Consider the following 14674-nt stretch of genomic DNA (forward strand, 5'->3'; position numbering starts at 1 on the left):
CTATGAAAACCTCGAAATTTCTCCCTGCCGGTTTCGCAGCGCTTGTCATGATCGGCGCGGGCGCCATGGTCGCGACAGCACAATCCACGCCGGACCAGCCGGCCCCGGATCAGGCCGCACCAGAGCAATCGGCCCCGGAACAAGCCGCCCCGCGCCAGCCCGGTGCGGATAAGGCGCATGGGCCGATGGAGGGTAAACGGTTTCACCAGGCGCATTTCCGTCCGGATCATGGGAAACACCACCGGTCTGGCCCCGGCAAGGGCGGTGAAATCTTCCGCGATGTGTTCGAGGCGGCGGATGCCGACAAGGACGGCACGGTCACGCGCGAAGAGCTTGACGCCTATCGCGCGGACCGTGTTTCTGCGGTCGATGCGGATGACGACGGCGCATTGTCGATCGAGGAATTCGACACGCTTTACCGTGAACTGACCCGTTCGCGCATGGTCGATGCGTTCCAGTCGCTGGATCATGACGGCGATGGCGTGATCAGTGCCGAGGAAATGGACAAGCGGGTCAACCGCATGGTCGAGCGTCTTGACCATGACGGAGACGGCACGCTGTCCCTGAAACGCGGCCCCAAGGGCAGATAAGCCCGGTCGCAGAGGGGGCGGGGTGTTTCGGCTCTGGGACGCCTTGCCCCCGATCTTCTATGCAAAAGTGGTGACGGCTTATGCGAGGCCGTCATTTTCCAGTGTCAGGGTGATGCGGTCACCTGCGAACCATGTACGGCCGAATTCCACCGGCTTGCCGTCCGGATCGACATTGATCGAGGTCGCATAGATCAGCGGCGCGCCTTCGCGAAGCCGCAGATGCAGCGCCTGAGTCGCGGTGGCCAGTCTGGCACTGATGCGGGTCGAGGCGCGGGTGTAATCGGCCACGCCCGCCTGCTGCAACGCATGGGTCACGCCCTTGCCGTCGCGCAGGGCCTCGGCGATTCCGGGCAGGCGGGTTTGCGGGAACAGGCTTTCGCTTAGCGAGATCGGTTGTGCATCGGCCAATGAATAGCCGTGGAAAACGCAGATCATATCGCCTTGCGCCAGCGCCAGCGGTGCGGCTTCCTCGGCCGTGGCTTCCCGGCTTTCAATGCCAAGGATCCGCAGTTCGGGCAGGCGGCCTGCGGCAAGCAGATTCCGGCGAAACCGGACCCGGCGTCCCAGCGGATAATCCATCGGTCGCGCCAGCACATAGACGCCCGAACCGCGCCTGCTATGCACCAGCCCTTCTTCCTTCAGCAGGGTCAATGCGTGGCGGACCGTATGACGGTTGACCCCGAACCGCTCGGCCAGCGCCAGTTCACCCGGCATTTTATCGCCGGGGCCATAGCGACCCTCGGCGATATCGTCACGCAGACTGGCGGCGATTGCCTGCCAGAGCGGGGTTTTCCCTATGTTGTTACCCAAAATTCACAAAACTCCGGTGGCGGTTTCGGCGCGATTATGGCAGGATATGTCTAGTTGTATAGGATTACCTGGAAGTTGTCGAGATGCCTCTGAACACTCCCGAGAATGGCGCGCGCCGCGATTGGCTGGGCTGTCTGGCCCGTGCGCCCGAAGGCCGGGCTGCGCAATTGCTGGCCTTGGCCGGTCTGGCGCCTGAATTCGAATATCTGCGCCCGCCCGAGATCGGCAGTGTCATGCTGCGCGGGCGTATGGGGGGGAGCGGCGGCCCCTTCAATCTGGGTGAGATGACAGTGACACGCTGTTCGCTGAAGCTGGCTTCGGGCGAAGTCGGGCATGGCTATGTGCAGGGGCGCCGCCGGGACGACGCGCAGGCAGCGGCCTTGGTCGATGCACTGATGCAGACCGGAATGGCGGCCAGAATCCGGCGCGATGTTCTGGACCCGCTTTCCGCCGATGAGCAGACCCGCCGCACAGCGCGGGCCGGGAAGGCGGCGCAGACGAAAGTGGAGTTTTTCACCATGGTGCGCGGGGAGGATTGAGCATGGATGACCTGACCCTTGCCGGAGGCTTTTCCGATCCGGCCCAGCAATCCGCGCAAGCCTTCCGCGCGGTGATGTCGGCATTGGCCCGGCCCGGGCGGATCGAGGCGGTGCGGGGCGCGGAACCGCCCGCACCGCTGTCGCAGGCGGCAGGCGTGGTGCTGCTGACCCTGTGCGATCCCGAGACGCCGGTTTACTTGACGCCCTCTCTTGATCTGCCATCGCTGCGCCAATGGATCGGCTTTCATGCCGGTGCGCCGATCGTCGGTGCCGATGAATGCAGTTTTGCGATTGGCCCTTGGGAGGAATTGCTGCCACTGGATCGTTTCCGGCAGGGCTGTTCCGAATATCCTGACCGTTCGGCCACCCTGCTCGTCGAAACCCCGCTGCTGGAGGCAAGGGGCGCGACGCTGCGCGGTCCCGGCATTCGCGATACTGCCGAATTGTCGCTGCCCGAGATCGCCGCGTTCCAGCAGAATGCCCGTGTCTTTCCATTGGGACTGGATTTCATTTTCACCTGCGGGGATCGGCTTGCCGCCCTGCCGCGCAGTACGGAGGTCGTCTGATGTATGTTGCCGTCAAGGGTGGTGAACGCGCCATCGACAATGCCCATGCATGGCTGGCCGAGGAACGGCGTGGCGATGCCGGGGTAACGGAACTCTCGACGGAACAGATCCGCGAGCAACTGGCGCTTGCCGTCAACCGGGTGATGGCCGAGGGGTCGCTTTACGATCCCGATCTGGCGGCGCTGGCGATCAAGCAGGCGCGGGGCGATCTGATCGAGGCGGTTTTCCTGATCCGCGCCTATCGCACGACGCTGCCCCGGTTCGGTCATGCCCGGCCTGTCGATACCGCCGCCATGCGCTGCGAGCGGCGGATCTCGGCGACGTTCAAGGATTTGCCGGGCGGGCAGGTGCTGGGGCCGACTTTCGATTACACGCATCGGTTGCTTGACTTCAAACTGGCCGCCGACGGCGAAGCGCCCCGGATGCCCGCGCCACCCGCCGAGCCGCAGCCGGTTCCCCATGTCACCGGTTTTCTGAACCGCGAGGGTCTGATCGAAGAAGCCGCGCCGGATGAGACCCCGCCGCCCGATCTGACGCGCGAGCCGCTGGAGATGCCCGCCAGCCGTCCGCTGCGCCTGCAATCTCTGACCCGCGCGGATGAAGGATTCACGCTTGCGCTCGCCTATTCGACGCAGCGCGGCTATGCCCGCAATCACGCTTTTGTGGGTGAGCTGCGGATCGGGGCGGTCGCCGTCGAGATGGACATCCCTGAACTGGGTTTCGCCATCGAGATCGGCGAGGTGACTCTGACCGAATGCGAGACGGTGAACCAGTTCAAGGGCTCGAAGACCGAACCGCCGCAATTCACCCGCGGATATGGTCTGGTTTTCGGCCAGTCCGAGCGCAAGGCGATCTCGATGGCGCTGGTCGACCGGGCGCTGCGATGGGAGGAACTGGGCGAGGATTTCACCGGCGCTCCGGCGCAGGATACCGAATTCGTCCTGTATCACGCCGATAATATTCAGGCGACCGGCTTTCTCGAACATATCAAGCTGCCGCATTACGTCGATTTCCAGTCCGAGTTGGAACTGGTGCGCAAGCTGCGGCGCGAGGCGGGGGCGGGCGACACCCCCGAACAGATGGAGGCCGCCGAATGAGCGACGATTACAATTTCGCCTATCTGGACGAGCAGACCAAGCGGATGATCCGCCGCGCGATCCTCAAGGCGCTTGCGATCCCCGGCTATCAGGTGCCTTTCGCCAGTCGCGAGATGCCGATGCCTTATGGCTGGGGCACCGGCGGCGTGCAGGTCACTGCCGCGACCCTGACGCCGGATGACCGGCTGAAAGTGATCGATCAGGGGGCGGACGATACCACCAATGCCGTCTCGATCCGCAAGTTCTTCGAGCGGACGGCAGGGGTCGAGGTCGTGACCTCTACCAGCGAGGCCAGCATCATCCAGACCCGTCACCGCATCCCCGAGGAACCCCTGGGCGACGATCAGATCCTTGTCTATCAGGTGCCGATCCCCGAGCCGCTGCGCTTTCTGGAGCCGCGCGAAAGCGAGACGCGCAAGATGCACGCGCTTGAGGAATACGGGCTGATGCATGTCAAGCTGTACGAGGATATCGCCCGCCACGGTCATATCGCCACCGCCTATGCCTATCCGGTCAAGGTCGAGGGGCGTTACGTGATGGACCCCTCGCCGATCCCGAAATTCGACAATCCGAAGATGGAGATGGCCGCGATCCAGCTTTTCGGCGCCGGACGGGAACAGCGGATCTATGCGCTGCCGCCCTGGACGCGTGTCGTCTCGCTGGATTTCGAGGATCATCCTTTCGATCCGTCCAAGGCCGAGCATCCCTGTGCGCTTTGCGGTGCCGAGGATGCCTATCTGGACGAGGTGATCACCGACGATCAAGGGGGGCGGATGTTCGTCTGCTCGGATACGGATTACTGCGAAACCCGCCGCGCTAACGGGCATCGCGGCGAATTGGCGGAGGATGCGGCATGACGCCCTTGCTGAGTGTCAGGAATATCACCAAGCGCTACGGCCCGCATCTGGGCTGCGGCGATATCTCGTTCGATCTGTATCCCGGCGAGGTGATGGGAATCGTCGGCGAATCCGGTTCCGGCAAATCGACGCTGCTGAACTGCCTCGCGGGCCATATCCCCCCGGATGACGGGCGGGTGATTTTCGACACCCGTGCGGATGGCCCCCGCGACACGCTGCAAATGGGAGAGGCCGCGCGCCGGATGCTGTCGCGCACGGACTGGGCCTTCGTGCATCAGCATGCCCGCGATGGCTTGCGCATGGGCGTCAGTGCCGGCGGCAATATCGGCGAGCGGCTGATGGCGGTCGGTGGGCGCAACTATGGCACGATCCGCGCGGCGGCAGGCGACTGGCTGGGCCGGGTCGAGATCAGCGAAAGCCGCATCGATGACCGCCCCTCGACCTTTTCCGGCGGGATGCAGCAGCGTTTGCAGATCGCCCGCAATCTGGTCACCGGTCCGCGTCTGATCTTCATGGACGAGCCGACGGGCGGGCTGGATGTTTCGGTTCAGGCGCGGCTTCTGGATCTGCTGCGCGGGCTAGTGCGGGATATGGGACTGTCGGCCATCGTCGTCACTCATGATCTTGCGGTGGTGCGCCTGTTGGCGCATCGGCTGATGGTCATGAAGGACGGTCATGTGGTGGAAAGCGGGTTGACCGATCAGGTGCTGGACGATCCGCAGCATGGCTATACGCAACTTTTGGTCTCTTCGGTTTTGCAGGTGTAAGATGATACGGATTTCAGACGTCCTCAAGACATTTACCCTGCATAATCAGGGCGGTACCGAAATTGCCGTGATGGCGGGCGCGGCATTGCAGGTCGCCCCCGGCGAATGCGTTGCACTGACTGGCAGTTCGGGTGCGGGGAAATCCACGCTGATGCGGATGATCTATGGCAATTATCTGGCGGCTGGCGGGATGATCCGGGTCGGCGATACCGATGTGACACGGGCCGAACCTCGCGAGATCCTTGCCATGCGGCGCGAGGTGCTGGGCTATGTCAGCCAGTTCCTGCGCGTGGTGCCGCGTGTGCCGACGCTGGATGTCGTGGCCGAGCCATTGCTGATGCTGGGCGCGGGTCCGGATGAGGCCCGCGACCGTGCCGCGAGCCTGTTGCGGCGGCTGCGCATTCCGGAAAACCTGTGGCAGTTGTCGCCCACGACCTTTTCGGGCGGCGAGCAGCAAAGGGTGAATATCGCCCGGGGCTTCTGCCACGAATATCCGGCCCTTTTGCTGGATGAACCCACCGCCAGCCTTGACGCTGCTAATCGCGAAACCGTGCTGTCGCTGATCGAAGAGGCGAAGGCGCGCGGGGCCGCCATAGTCGGGATTTTCCATGATGAGGCGGCGCGGAACAGGGTTTGCGACCGCGAGATCGATGTTTCGGGTTTCACCCCCGCGAAGGCCGCGTGATGGCGGGGCGACTGATCGGCGTTGTTGGCCCCTCGGGTGTGGGCAAGGACAGCGTGATGCGTGCGCTTGTGCGGGCGCAACCCGAATTGGCACTTGTTCGCCGCGTAATCACCCGCGCGCCGGAAAGCGGCGGCGAGGATTACGAACCGGTCAGTGAGGCCGAATTCCATCGCCGCGCGGATGCGGGCGAATTCTGTCTGCAATGGCAGGCGCATGGCCTGTTTTACGGCATCCCTGCCGATATTTCGCAGCGGATCGCCGCAGGCGCGGAAATGCTGGTGAACCTGTCGCGCGGGGTGCTGAACGCGGCGCAGGCGCAATTCCCCGATATTCTGGTTCTGAACATCACCGCCCGTCCCGAGACGCTGGCGGCGCGTCTGCGCGGCCGGGGGCGCGAGGATGAGGCACAGATCGCGCTTCGCCTGTCGCGTGATGCCGGGGCGTTTCCGCCGGGGCTGAAACTGGCGCAGATCGATAATGACGGCTCGTTTAACGACGCTGTGCGGCAGGCGCTTCTGGCGCTTTATCCGGTGAGGGCGTAGCGTTGGATCAACTGAAACATCCCGTCCGGACGCTGCCCCACCAATGCGATATTGTCGATCATATAGGGGTGCGGCAGCGCGGGCAGGCGGCGGGCGATTTCATCCTGGAACCGGGTCAGATCGCCATCGTCCAGATTGCCGCTAAGCGTCATGTGAAAGCGGAATTCCTCCAGCACATAGGGATAGCCCCATTCGCGCAGCAACTCGTCTTGCCGGGGGCTGAGGCCGGATTTGCGGCGGCGTTCCAGCTCGGCAGGTCCGGGCGCGTCGCGGAACCGGTCCAGCGCCGTCACGCATTCCCCGGCAAGCGCATTCAGAGCGGTCGTGTCGCCGATCGGACGCAGCGCCAGGAAATTGCCCAGCCGATCAAGGGTCAACCCCTCCAGAACCACCGGGGGCTGATTGGCGGCCAGTTGCGCAATCGCGGCCCGCAATCCGTCAGTCGTCTCCTTTGCCGCCAGGCGGAAAGGCGGTTTCAGCGTCGCGTGGAATCCGTATTTGCGCGGCGCTTCCGTCGCATCGGCGATTTTCGGCAGGTCGGGTTGCAGAGCGGATTCGCCCGTCAGACAATCCCAGCCAAGCCACTGGGCGCCAAATTGCGCCAATGCGCCTTCGGGCGGCAGATAATAGATTGCAAACCGGATATGAGATGACATGGACACGCCCCTTGTTTCCCCCGAATTAACTGCTGAGCATGATGATCCCATGACAGAAGAAACTTGCCTTGCCAATGCCCGGATCGTGCTGGAAACCCGCGAGATTACCGGGCAGCTGATCATCGGCGGCAACCATATCGCCCGGATCGTCGAAACCGCCGCCGTGCCGCGTGGCGCAGTCGATCTAGAGGGCGATTACCTGATCCCCGGCCTGATCGAATTGCATACCGACAATCTTGAACAGCATCTCGAGCCCCGCCCCGAAGTCTCGTGGCCGCATGAGGCGGCACTGATCGCCCATGACGCCGAACTTGCATCCTGCGGCATCACCACGGTGTTCGACGCGCTGCGGATCGGGTCGACCGTGTCGGGCAAGGGGCGTGACCGCCGTTATGCAAGGCAGCTTGCCTCGGAACTGATCACGCTGCGCGAGGCGGGGGCGCTGCGGATCGGGCATTTCATCCATCTGCGGGCCGAGATCTGCTCGGAAACGCTGCTTGAGGAGCTTGCCGAATTCACGCCGCAGGACCGCATCGGCCTGATCAGCCTGATGGATCACACGCCGGGACAGCGGCAGTTCCGGGATATCGACAAGCTGCGCGAATATATGCAGGGCAAACGCGGCATGAGCGAGGAGGAGTTTCAGCACCATATCGCCATGCTGAAGGAGTTGCATGACCGCAATGGAACGCGGCACGAATCCGCCGCGGTCGAGGCTGCGCATAAACTGGGCGTGCTGCTGGCCAGCCATGACGATACGACTGCGGCGCAGGTCGCGGTATCCGCGCGGCATGGCGTGCGGCTGGCGGAATTTCCCACCACGCTGGAAGCCGCCGAAGCCTGCCGGGAGGCCGGGATCGCCGTGATGATGGGCGCCCCGAATATCGTGCGCGGCGGGTCGCATTCCGGCAATGTCTCGGCGCGGGAACTGGCCGATCACGATCTGCTGGACATTCTGTCATCGGATTACGTGCCTGCCGCGCTGCTGTTGGCGGCCTTCCGTCTGGCGGAGATATGGGGCGATCTGCCCCGTGCCATCCGCACCGTCACGCTGGCACCGGCGCAGGTGAGCGGGCTGGAGGATCGCGGAACTCTGGCCGAGGGGAAACGCGCCGATCTTGCGCGGGTGGCGACGTATAACGGCAATCCGATCGTACGGGCAGGCTGGAGTCAGGGTAAACGGATCGCATAGACTTCTGGGAGCCGTCGCTATTGCAGGCGGCCATCCCTGCCTGCATTGACCTTATGCGGGAATTTCTGGCATTCCTGTCGATCTCGCGCCACGATGAGCCGGGGCGGAGTGACGGAATCGGGAATGGATAGCGGCAATATACAACTCGTCCGGCGGCTCGAGCGGGCCAGCGTGCTGGTCGTCGATGACGAGCCGGGGATGCGCAATTTCCTGGTCAAGACGCTGACGCCCTATTGCCTGCATGTGGCCGAGGCCGGGAACGCCGATCAGGCCGCCGCGCTTCTGGCGCAGCGGCATTTCGACGTGATGATCCTCGACAATATGATGCCGGGGAAAAAGGGCATCGACTGGTTGGCGGAACAGCGGGACAGCGGCGGCTTCACCGATACGATCATGGTCACCGCCTATGCCGATCTGGAAACCGCCATCGAGGCGATGCGGGCGGGGGCGACGGATTTCGTGCTGAAGCCGTTCCGTTCGAACCAGCTTCTGAACGCCGTGGGCCGCTGCATCCAGATGGCGCAGTTGCGGCGCGAGAACATGCTGCTGAAGCGCGAGTTGGAGGGGCAGGATATCGGCCAGCAGCGCCGCGAGCTGATCGGATCCTCTGCCGCGGTTTCCGCCACCCGCGCGATGCTGGCCCGGATCCGCGATGTCTCGACCCCGGTTCTGCTGACCGGTGCGTCGGGGACCGGCAAAGAGGTGGTGGCTCGGCATATGCATTCCACCTCGAAACGGGCCGAGGCGCCATTCGTGCCGATCAATTGTTCCGCCATACCGGCGGAACTGATCGAAAGCGAATTGTTCGGCCATGTCGCAGGGGCGTTTCCCGGCGCAAGCCATGCACGCGAAGGGCTTTTGCCATCGGCGCAGGGCGGCACGGTGTTTCTGGATGATGTCACGGGGCTTAGCCCATCTGCCCAATCGGCGCTGCGGCGCGTGATCGAGGACGGCACGGTTCGTCCGGTCGGGGCAGAGCGCGAGATACGGCTTGATCTGCGCTTCGTGCTGGCCACCAGCCGGGCACTGGAACGTGAGGTTGCCGAAGGCCGTTTCCGCGAAGATCTGTTCTTCCGTATCAATGTCGTCGAATTGCGGATGCCCACATTGGCGGAACGTGAAACGGATATCATCGAACTGGCCGAACTGTTCCTGCGCGAAATTGCTTCGAGGCTGGCATTGCCGACGCTTGAGATCGACCACGCGACACGTGCGGCGCTGCTGCGGCACGACTGGCCGGGCAATATTCGGGAATTGCGCAATTTCATCGAAAGATCGCTGATTTTCGGGCGCTTCCCGCTGGAAACCCTGTCACCGAGGGGTGAACAGGATGAGATCGCGCCGCTGGCACAGGTCGAGCGGCGCGAGATCCTGCGGGCGCTTGATGCAACCGATGGCAACCGCTCGGAGGCGGCGCGGCGGCTGGGAGTGTCCCGCAAGACCATCGACCGCAAATGCGCCTCTTGGGGGCTGTGACCCATGTCGGGGCTTGGCCGTCTGTTTCGCTCGGTCCGGGTGCGGCTTCTGGTGATCGCGTTGCTGCCCATGCTGGTGCTGTTCCCGGTGATTCTTGGCGGCGCGATGCTGCGCTGGTCGGGAAAGATGGACAATCTGCTGATCGTCAAGGTCAACAGCGATCTGACGATTGCGGATCAATATCTGCAGCATCTGCTTGAAAACTCGGGGGAGCGTCTGGATGCTGCGGCGCATTCGGTTGCCTTCCAGACGGCGCTGAGCCTGGGTGAGCAGGACGATTTCATTACGGAGCTGCAAAAGCGGCTGGAGCTGGATTTTCTTTACCTGTCGGATGGCGGAAGGACGCCCGGCGGGTTTGTTTCGGGCGATTGGCCGGTTGTGCAGGACGCGCTTGCCGGCGAGCCGCACAGCGCCATAGACATATTCCTGCCCGATCAGCTTGATGCATTGTCGCAAGGGCTGTCGGAACGCGCCACTGTCCGGCTTGTACCGACCCGCGCCGCCGTGCCAACGGATCGCAGCACCGAGGATCGCGGCATGGTCATTCATTCCGCCGCCCCGGTGATCATGCCCGACGGATCGCGCCGGGCGCTTGTCGGCGGGCTGCTGCTGAACCGCAACCTTGATTTCATCGATACGATCAACGCGCTTGTTTATCGCGAACGGTCGCTGCCGCAGGGCAGCCAGGGCACCGCGACGCTGTTTCTGGACGATGTCCGTATCTCGACCAATGTGCGCCTGTTCGAGAACCTTCGCGCTCTTGGTACCCGGGTTTCGGCCGAGGTGCGCAGCCGTGTGCTGGGCGAGGGCGCGACATGGCTCGACAGCGCCTTCGTGGTCAATGACTGGTATATCTCGGCCTATCAGCCCATCATCGACAGCAAGGGTCAGAAGGTCGGGATGCTGTATGTCGGTTTTCTGGAAGCGCCTTTCCAGCGCCAGAAAACCAATACGATTGTCGTGCTGACGCTGGTTTTCCTGCTGGTCGCGGGGCTTTCGGTGCCGATCTTCCTGCGTTGGGCAGGCCGGATTTTCCTGCCGCTCGAACGGATGACCCAGACCATCACCCGGGTCGAAGAGGGCGACCTGAACGCTCGCAACGGGCTGTCAGATGGCAGTGGCGAGATTGCGCAGGTGGCGCAGCATCTCGATGGCTTGCTGGATGCGGTGCAGGAGCGCGACCGGCAATTGCGCGGCTGGGGCGAAAGCCTGGAACAGAAGGTCGAGGAACGCACAAGGGATCTGCAAGAGGCCAATACCAAGCTGGAACGCGCGACCGAGCGGCTTATCATGTCGGAAAAACTGGCCGCCGTGGGCGAGATCACCGCCGGGGTCGCGCATGAGATCAATAATCCCATCGCGGTCATTCAGGGCAATCTGGATGTCGCGCGGGATCTGCTGGGCGATGATGTCAGGAAGGTTGAAACCGAGTTCCGGCTGATCGACGATCAGGTTTACCGTGTCGGTGTGATCGTTTCGAAACTGCTGCAATTCGCCCGCCCGGCCGAGTATTCGGGGGCGGCAAATGTGATCCTGCCTTCGGAAGTCGCGCGCGACTGTCTGGTGCTGACCCGCAGGCAGATCGAGAACGCGCAGATCGAGGTGCGCACGGATTTCTCGTCGCTGTCCCCGGTCCTGATGGAAAGGACCGAGCTTCAGCAGGTCATCGTCAACTTGCTGCTGAATGCGGTCCATGCCATGCCCGATGGCGGGATCCTGACCCTGAGCGTGGTGGATAAGGATGAGCAGGTCGTCATCCGTGTCGAGGATACCGGCACCGGTATCCCGGCAGAGACTCTGAAGCGCATTTTCGATCCGTTCTTCACCACCAAGCTGGCGCAGGGCACCGGGCTGGGCCTGTCGATCAGCCAGCAGCTTGTCAGCCGAATCGGCGGGCGCATTTCGGCCAGTTCCAGCCCGGGTGAGGGAAGCTGTTTCGAAATTGTTCTGCCCGTCGCCGCCGATCAGTGAAATGGACAGAATGTCCCGGTTTGACGGTTGTCCTGCCGGGGCCGCGGACGGAATGTCCCGATTATCCGAAAGCTATTCCCCCGCGATGGACAAAATGCACATAAGATATTGAAATCAATTAAAAAAATCAATTGACCCATAAGGTTCTCCTAACCACAATCCCCGCAGTAACATGCGGCGGCGTCAAGCGTTTTCGGTGCCGGCCGCGACCATGGGAGGAGAAATTATGGATAACGCCAAGCCCGGCGGCGCTCTCGCATTTCTGCGCAAAGAGAACATCGTCGCCAAGCCCGGTTTCAATCGCTGGCTGGTGCCGCCAGCGTCAATCGCCATCCATCTGTGTATCGGCTCGGTCTATGCGTGGTCGGTGTTCAACCCGGCATTGTCGCGGGAACTGGGCGTGGTCAGTGCCGCCGCGGATGACTGGAGCCTGTCCGGAATCGTCTGGATCTTCTCGGTGGCGATCGTTTTCCTTGGCCTTTCGGCGGCTTTCGCCGGAAAATGGCTGGAAGAGGTCGGCCCGCGGATGGTCGGCGTTGTCGCCGCCTTCCTGTGGGGCGGTGGCTTCATCATCGGATCGGCCGGGATCGCGCTGCATCAGCTTTGGCTGATCTATCTGGGCTATGGGGTTCTGGGCGGCTGTGGGTTGGGTCTTGGCTATGTCTCGCCGGTCTCGACGCTGCTCCGCTGGTTCCCGGACCGCAGGGGTATGGCGACGGGCATGGCCATCATGGGCTTCGGCGGCGGCGCGATGATCGCCGCGCCGGTCAAGGATTGGCTGCTGTCGGTCTATGCCAGGGCGCCTGAATATCTGGGCGCGGACAATGCGGTCAATGTCATCACCGAAGGCGGCCGCCGCTTTGCCGAAACCGCGACGGGCAAGGCAGAGGTCGTCGTCGCCTCTGCCTCGCAGGCCGCCTCATATGGCGGTGAAGCGGGCGTCTATGTCGTCGGCACGGGCGATACCGGGGCGTCGGCGACCTTCCTGACGCTGGGCATCGTGTATTTCTGCGTCATGATCATCGCCGCTTTCCTGTATCGTGTTCCCCCGGCTGATTGGAAGCCCGAGGGATGGCAGCCGAAAGAGCAGACCAGAAGCATGGTCACAAGCGAACATGTGGATATCGATCAGGCTTTGAAAACGCCGCAATTCTGGCAGATGTGGCTTATGCTGTGCCTGAACGTCACCGCCGGGATCGGGGTGCTTGCGGTGGCCAAGACCATGATGACCGACGTCTTCGGCACGACCATGCCGACCATTGTGACGGCCGCCTTCGCCTCGACCTATGTGCTGATGATCTCGGTTTTCAACATGTGCGGGCGGTTCTTCTGGGCCTCGACCTCGGATTATATCGGGCGCAAGAACACCTATCATTGTTTCTTCGTGCTGGGCACCTTGCTGTATCTGTCCATTCCGTTCTTCGCATCGGCCGGGGCAGGAAGCCCCAACGTCATTTATCTGGCCGGGTTCTATGTTGCCACGATGATCATCTTTTCCATGTATGGCGGCGGCTTCTCGACCATTCCGGCCTATCTGGCGGATATGTTCGGCACCATGCATGTCGGCGGCATCCATGGCCGGATCCTGACGGCATGGTCGGCGGCGGGCGTGCTGGGACCGCTTGCCATCACCTCGCTGCGCGACAGGTCGGTAGGGCGCGCGATCTCCGATCTGGCCGGCAGGGTCGATCCCGAGACTTTCGCGCAGAAATTCGGTGCGCCGATGGATCAGCTTGATCAACTGGTGGCGGCAAAGACCGTGACCGTGGCCCGGTTGATGGAGATCGCGCCGGAAGGCACGATCGACCCGACGCCGAGCCTTTACAATACCACCATGTATGCCATGGCCGGACTTCTGGTGATCGCCTTTTTCGCCAATCTGTTGCTGCGCCCGGTCAATGCGCGTCACCATTACCGCGAAGCGGCGCAACCCGCCGAATAATTACCGGCGCGGAACCCTTGTTGAAATCAGGCCAGGGCGGTCACGATCCGGTCGTGACCGCCTTTTTGCGAATCCCGGCACGGGAACAATTTTCTGTCAAATGCGTTTGTTATCAACGATGATGTAATTGGATATACTTCAAAGGAGATACTGGTATGGCGACGACGACAACCAGCAAAAAAGATACTCCGACGGTTGATGATCTGGCAGCCCAGCTTGATACGCTGCGCGGCGATATGTCCCAATTAACTGAATTATTGGCGGATTACGGTCGCGACCGGGCAGAGCAGGTTGGTCAAAGCACCATGCAGCGCGCTGCGGAACTGCGTGCGCGGGCCGGACAGGATGTAGAGCGTCTGCGCGCCCGTGCGGGTGACATTGCTCATGATGCGGAAAATTTCATGCATGAGCGTCCGGCGACGACCATCGGATTGGCGGTTGCGCTGGGATTCCTTGTCGGTCTTGTGAGTTCGCGGCGCTGATCGGGGATGGCCGGTTTTCTTGAAAGACAGATGAAAAGGATTGTCGGGGCGGCAATGCTTGGCATGATCGGGGGAATCTCCCTGATCATCGGGCTTGCCTTTCTGACAGCCGCGGCATGGATCGCGCTTGCGGACCGGTATGATACGCTTGTTGCGGCATTGGTCCTTGGCTGCGTCTTTGTCGCGCTGTCCTCTGTGCTGTTGGCCATCCTTGCCATGCGCGGCAGCCGCCGTCCTGCATCCCGGCCGCCCGCGCCGCCGCCCCGTTCCGCAAGCGATCCTCTGGCGTTGGTCGAGGCATTTTTCAGCGGGTTCGAGGCCGCGCGGCGCAAAAGGGGCCCCCGGCGATAGCATGCGCCCGGGGCGGTGAGAGTTAAGATTTAAACGTTTTTACAGTTGGTTATAAGGCGTCCGCCGGTGGATGAAGTGCTCTTCATTCGCCGGTTTTTTCTTTGGGGAATTTTTTGCTTGATTAGATACCAACCAGTCGGTATGTTAGTTG

General features: G+C 62.5%; 16 protein-coding genes. 14 read left to right on the forward strand and 2 right to left on the reverse strand.

Features of this window, described 5'->3' with window-relative positions:
* Positions 1-2 precede the first annotated feature (2 nt).
* Positions 3-590, forward strand: coding sequence for a hypothetical protein (locus D3P04_RS20600; protein ID WP_119751750.1), 588 nt, complete (start codon positions 3-5; stop codon positions 588-590).
* A 78-nt stretch (positions 591-668) separates the two neighbouring features.
* Here the strand turns inward: D3P04_RS20600 and phnF are convergent, their stop codons facing one another.
* Entirely contained in the window at positions 669-1400 is a 732-nt protein-coding gene (phnF, locus tag D3P04_RS20605) for a phosphonate metabolism transcriptional regulator PhnF (protein WP_232845107.1), read from the reverse strand.
* An 83-nt stretch (positions 1401-1483) separates the two neighbouring features.
* On the opposite strand from phnF, the gene phnG reads away from it, so the two are divergent.
* From phnG to phnN, 7 genes are read left to right on the forward strand one after another with little or no spacing between them, the layout of a single operon-like run.
* On the forward strand, positions 1484-1939 hold the full coding sequence (phnG, locus tag D3P04_RS20610) for a phosphonate C-P lyase system protein PhnG (RefSeq protein ID WP_119751751.1): 456 nt from the start codon (positions 1484-1486) through the stop codon (positions 1937-1939).
* Between the two features lie 2 nt (positions 1940-1941).
* Entirely contained in the window at positions 1942-2505 is a 564-nt protein-coding gene (gene phnH, locus D3P04_RS20615; protein ID WP_119751752.1) for a phosphonate C-P lyase system protein PhnH, read from the forward strand.
* Positions 2505-3602 carry a carbon-phosphorus lyase complex subunit PhnI gene (locus tag D3P04_RS20620; protein WP_119751753.1) on the forward strand — a complete coding sequence of 366 codons (1098 nt, stop codon included), beginning with the start codon at positions 2505-2507 and terminating at the stop codon, positions 3600-3602. The genes phnH and D3P04_RS20620 overlap by 1 nt, the downstream gene beginning before the upstream one ends.
* Positions 3599-4459 carry an alpha-D-ribose 1-methylphosphonate 5-phosphate C-P-lyase PhnJ gene (locus D3P04_RS20625; RefSeq protein WP_119751754.1) on the forward strand — a complete coding sequence of 287 codons (861 nt, stop codon included), beginning with the start codon at positions 3599-3601 and terminating at the stop codon, positions 4457-4459. Before D3P04_RS20620 ends, D3P04_RS20625 begins: the two co-directional genes overlap by 4 nt.
* Positions 4456-5226 carry a phosphonate C-P lyase system protein PhnK gene (phnK, locus tag D3P04_RS20630; RefSeq protein ID WP_119751755.1) on the forward strand — a complete coding sequence of 257 codons (771 nt, stop codon included), beginning with the start codon at positions 4456-4458 and terminating at the stop codon, positions 5224-5226. Before D3P04_RS20625 ends, phnK begins: the two co-directional genes overlap by 4 nt.
* Position 5227: 1 nt before the next feature.
* On the forward strand, positions 5228-5911 hold the full coding sequence (phnL, locus tag D3P04_RS20635) for a phosphonate C-P lyase system protein PhnL (protein ID WP_119751756.1): 684 nt from the start codon (positions 5228-5230) through the stop codon (positions 5909-5911).
* Positions 5911-6453 (forward strand): phosphonate metabolism protein/1,5-bisphosphokinase (PRPP-forming) PhnN, encoded by a 543-nt coding sequence (gene phnN, locus D3P04_RS20640; protein WP_119751757.1) that lies wholly within the window; start codon positions 5911-5913, stop codon positions 6451-6453. The genes phnL and phnN overlap by 1 nt, the downstream gene beginning before the upstream one ends.
* On the opposite strand, the gene D3P04_RS20645 is transcribed toward phnN, so the two are convergent.
* Complete coding sequence (locus D3P04_RS20645) at positions 6435-7109, reverse strand: DUF1045 domain-containing protein (RefSeq protein WP_119751758.1); 675 nt, start codon at positions 7107-7109, stop codon at positions 6435-6437. The two genes, phnN and D3P04_RS20645, sit on opposite strands and share 19 nt — an antisense overlap.
* Before the next feature lie 49 nt (positions 7110-7158).
* On the opposite strand from D3P04_RS20645, the gene D3P04_RS20650 reads away from it, so the two are divergent.
* The 6 genes from D3P04_RS20650 to D3P04_RS20675 all read left to right on the forward strand — a co-directional run bounded on the left by D3P04_RS20650 (position 7159) and on the right by D3P04_RS20675 (position 14523).
* The gene (locus D3P04_RS20650; RefSeq protein ID WP_119751797.1) at positions 7159-8301 is read left to right on the forward strand and encodes an alpha-D-ribose 1-methylphosphonate 5-triphosphate diphosphatase; all 1143 of its coding nucleotides are present in this window, start codon (positions 7159-7161) and stop codon (positions 8299-8301) included.
* A gap of 123 nt (positions 8302-8424) precedes the next feature.
* Positions 8425-9777 (forward strand): sigma-54-dependent transcriptional regulator, encoded by a 1353-nt coding sequence (locus D3P04_RS20655; protein ID WP_119751759.1) that lies wholly within the window; start codon positions 8425-8427, stop codon positions 9775-9777.
* A gap of 3 nt (positions 9778-9780) precedes the next feature.
* Complete coding sequence (locus D3P04_RS20660) at positions 9781-11748, forward strand: sensor histidine kinase (RefSeq protein WP_119751760.1); 1968 nt, start codon at positions 9781-9783, stop codon at positions 11746-11748.
* A 226-nt stretch (positions 11749-11974) separates the two neighbouring features.
* Positions 11975-13690 carry an OFA family MFS transporter gene (locus D3P04_RS20665; RefSeq protein ID WP_119751761.1) on the forward strand — a complete coding sequence of 572 codons (1716 nt, stop codon included), beginning with the start codon at positions 11975-11977 and terminating at the stop codon, positions 13688-13690.
* Between the two features lie 155 nt (positions 13691-13845).
* Positions 13846-14172, forward strand: a complete 327-nt coding sequence (locus D3P04_RS20670; protein ID WP_119751762.1) for a DUF883 family protein — start codon at positions 13846-13848, stop codon at positions 14170-14172.
* 30 nt (positions 14173-14202) lie between these two features.
* Positions 14203-14523, forward strand: a complete 321-nt coding sequence (locus tag D3P04_RS20675; RefSeq protein WP_182912952.1) for a phage holin family protein — start codon at positions 14203-14205, stop codon at positions 14521-14523.
* Positions 14524-14674: the final 151 nt, after the last annotated feature.

Origin of the sequence: Paracoccus onubensis (assembly GCF_003591515.1) — a bacterium.
Taxonomy (GTDB): domain Bacteria; phylum Pseudomonadota; class Alphaproteobacteria; order Rhodobacterales; family Rhodobacteraceae; genus Paracoccus; species Paracoccus onubensis.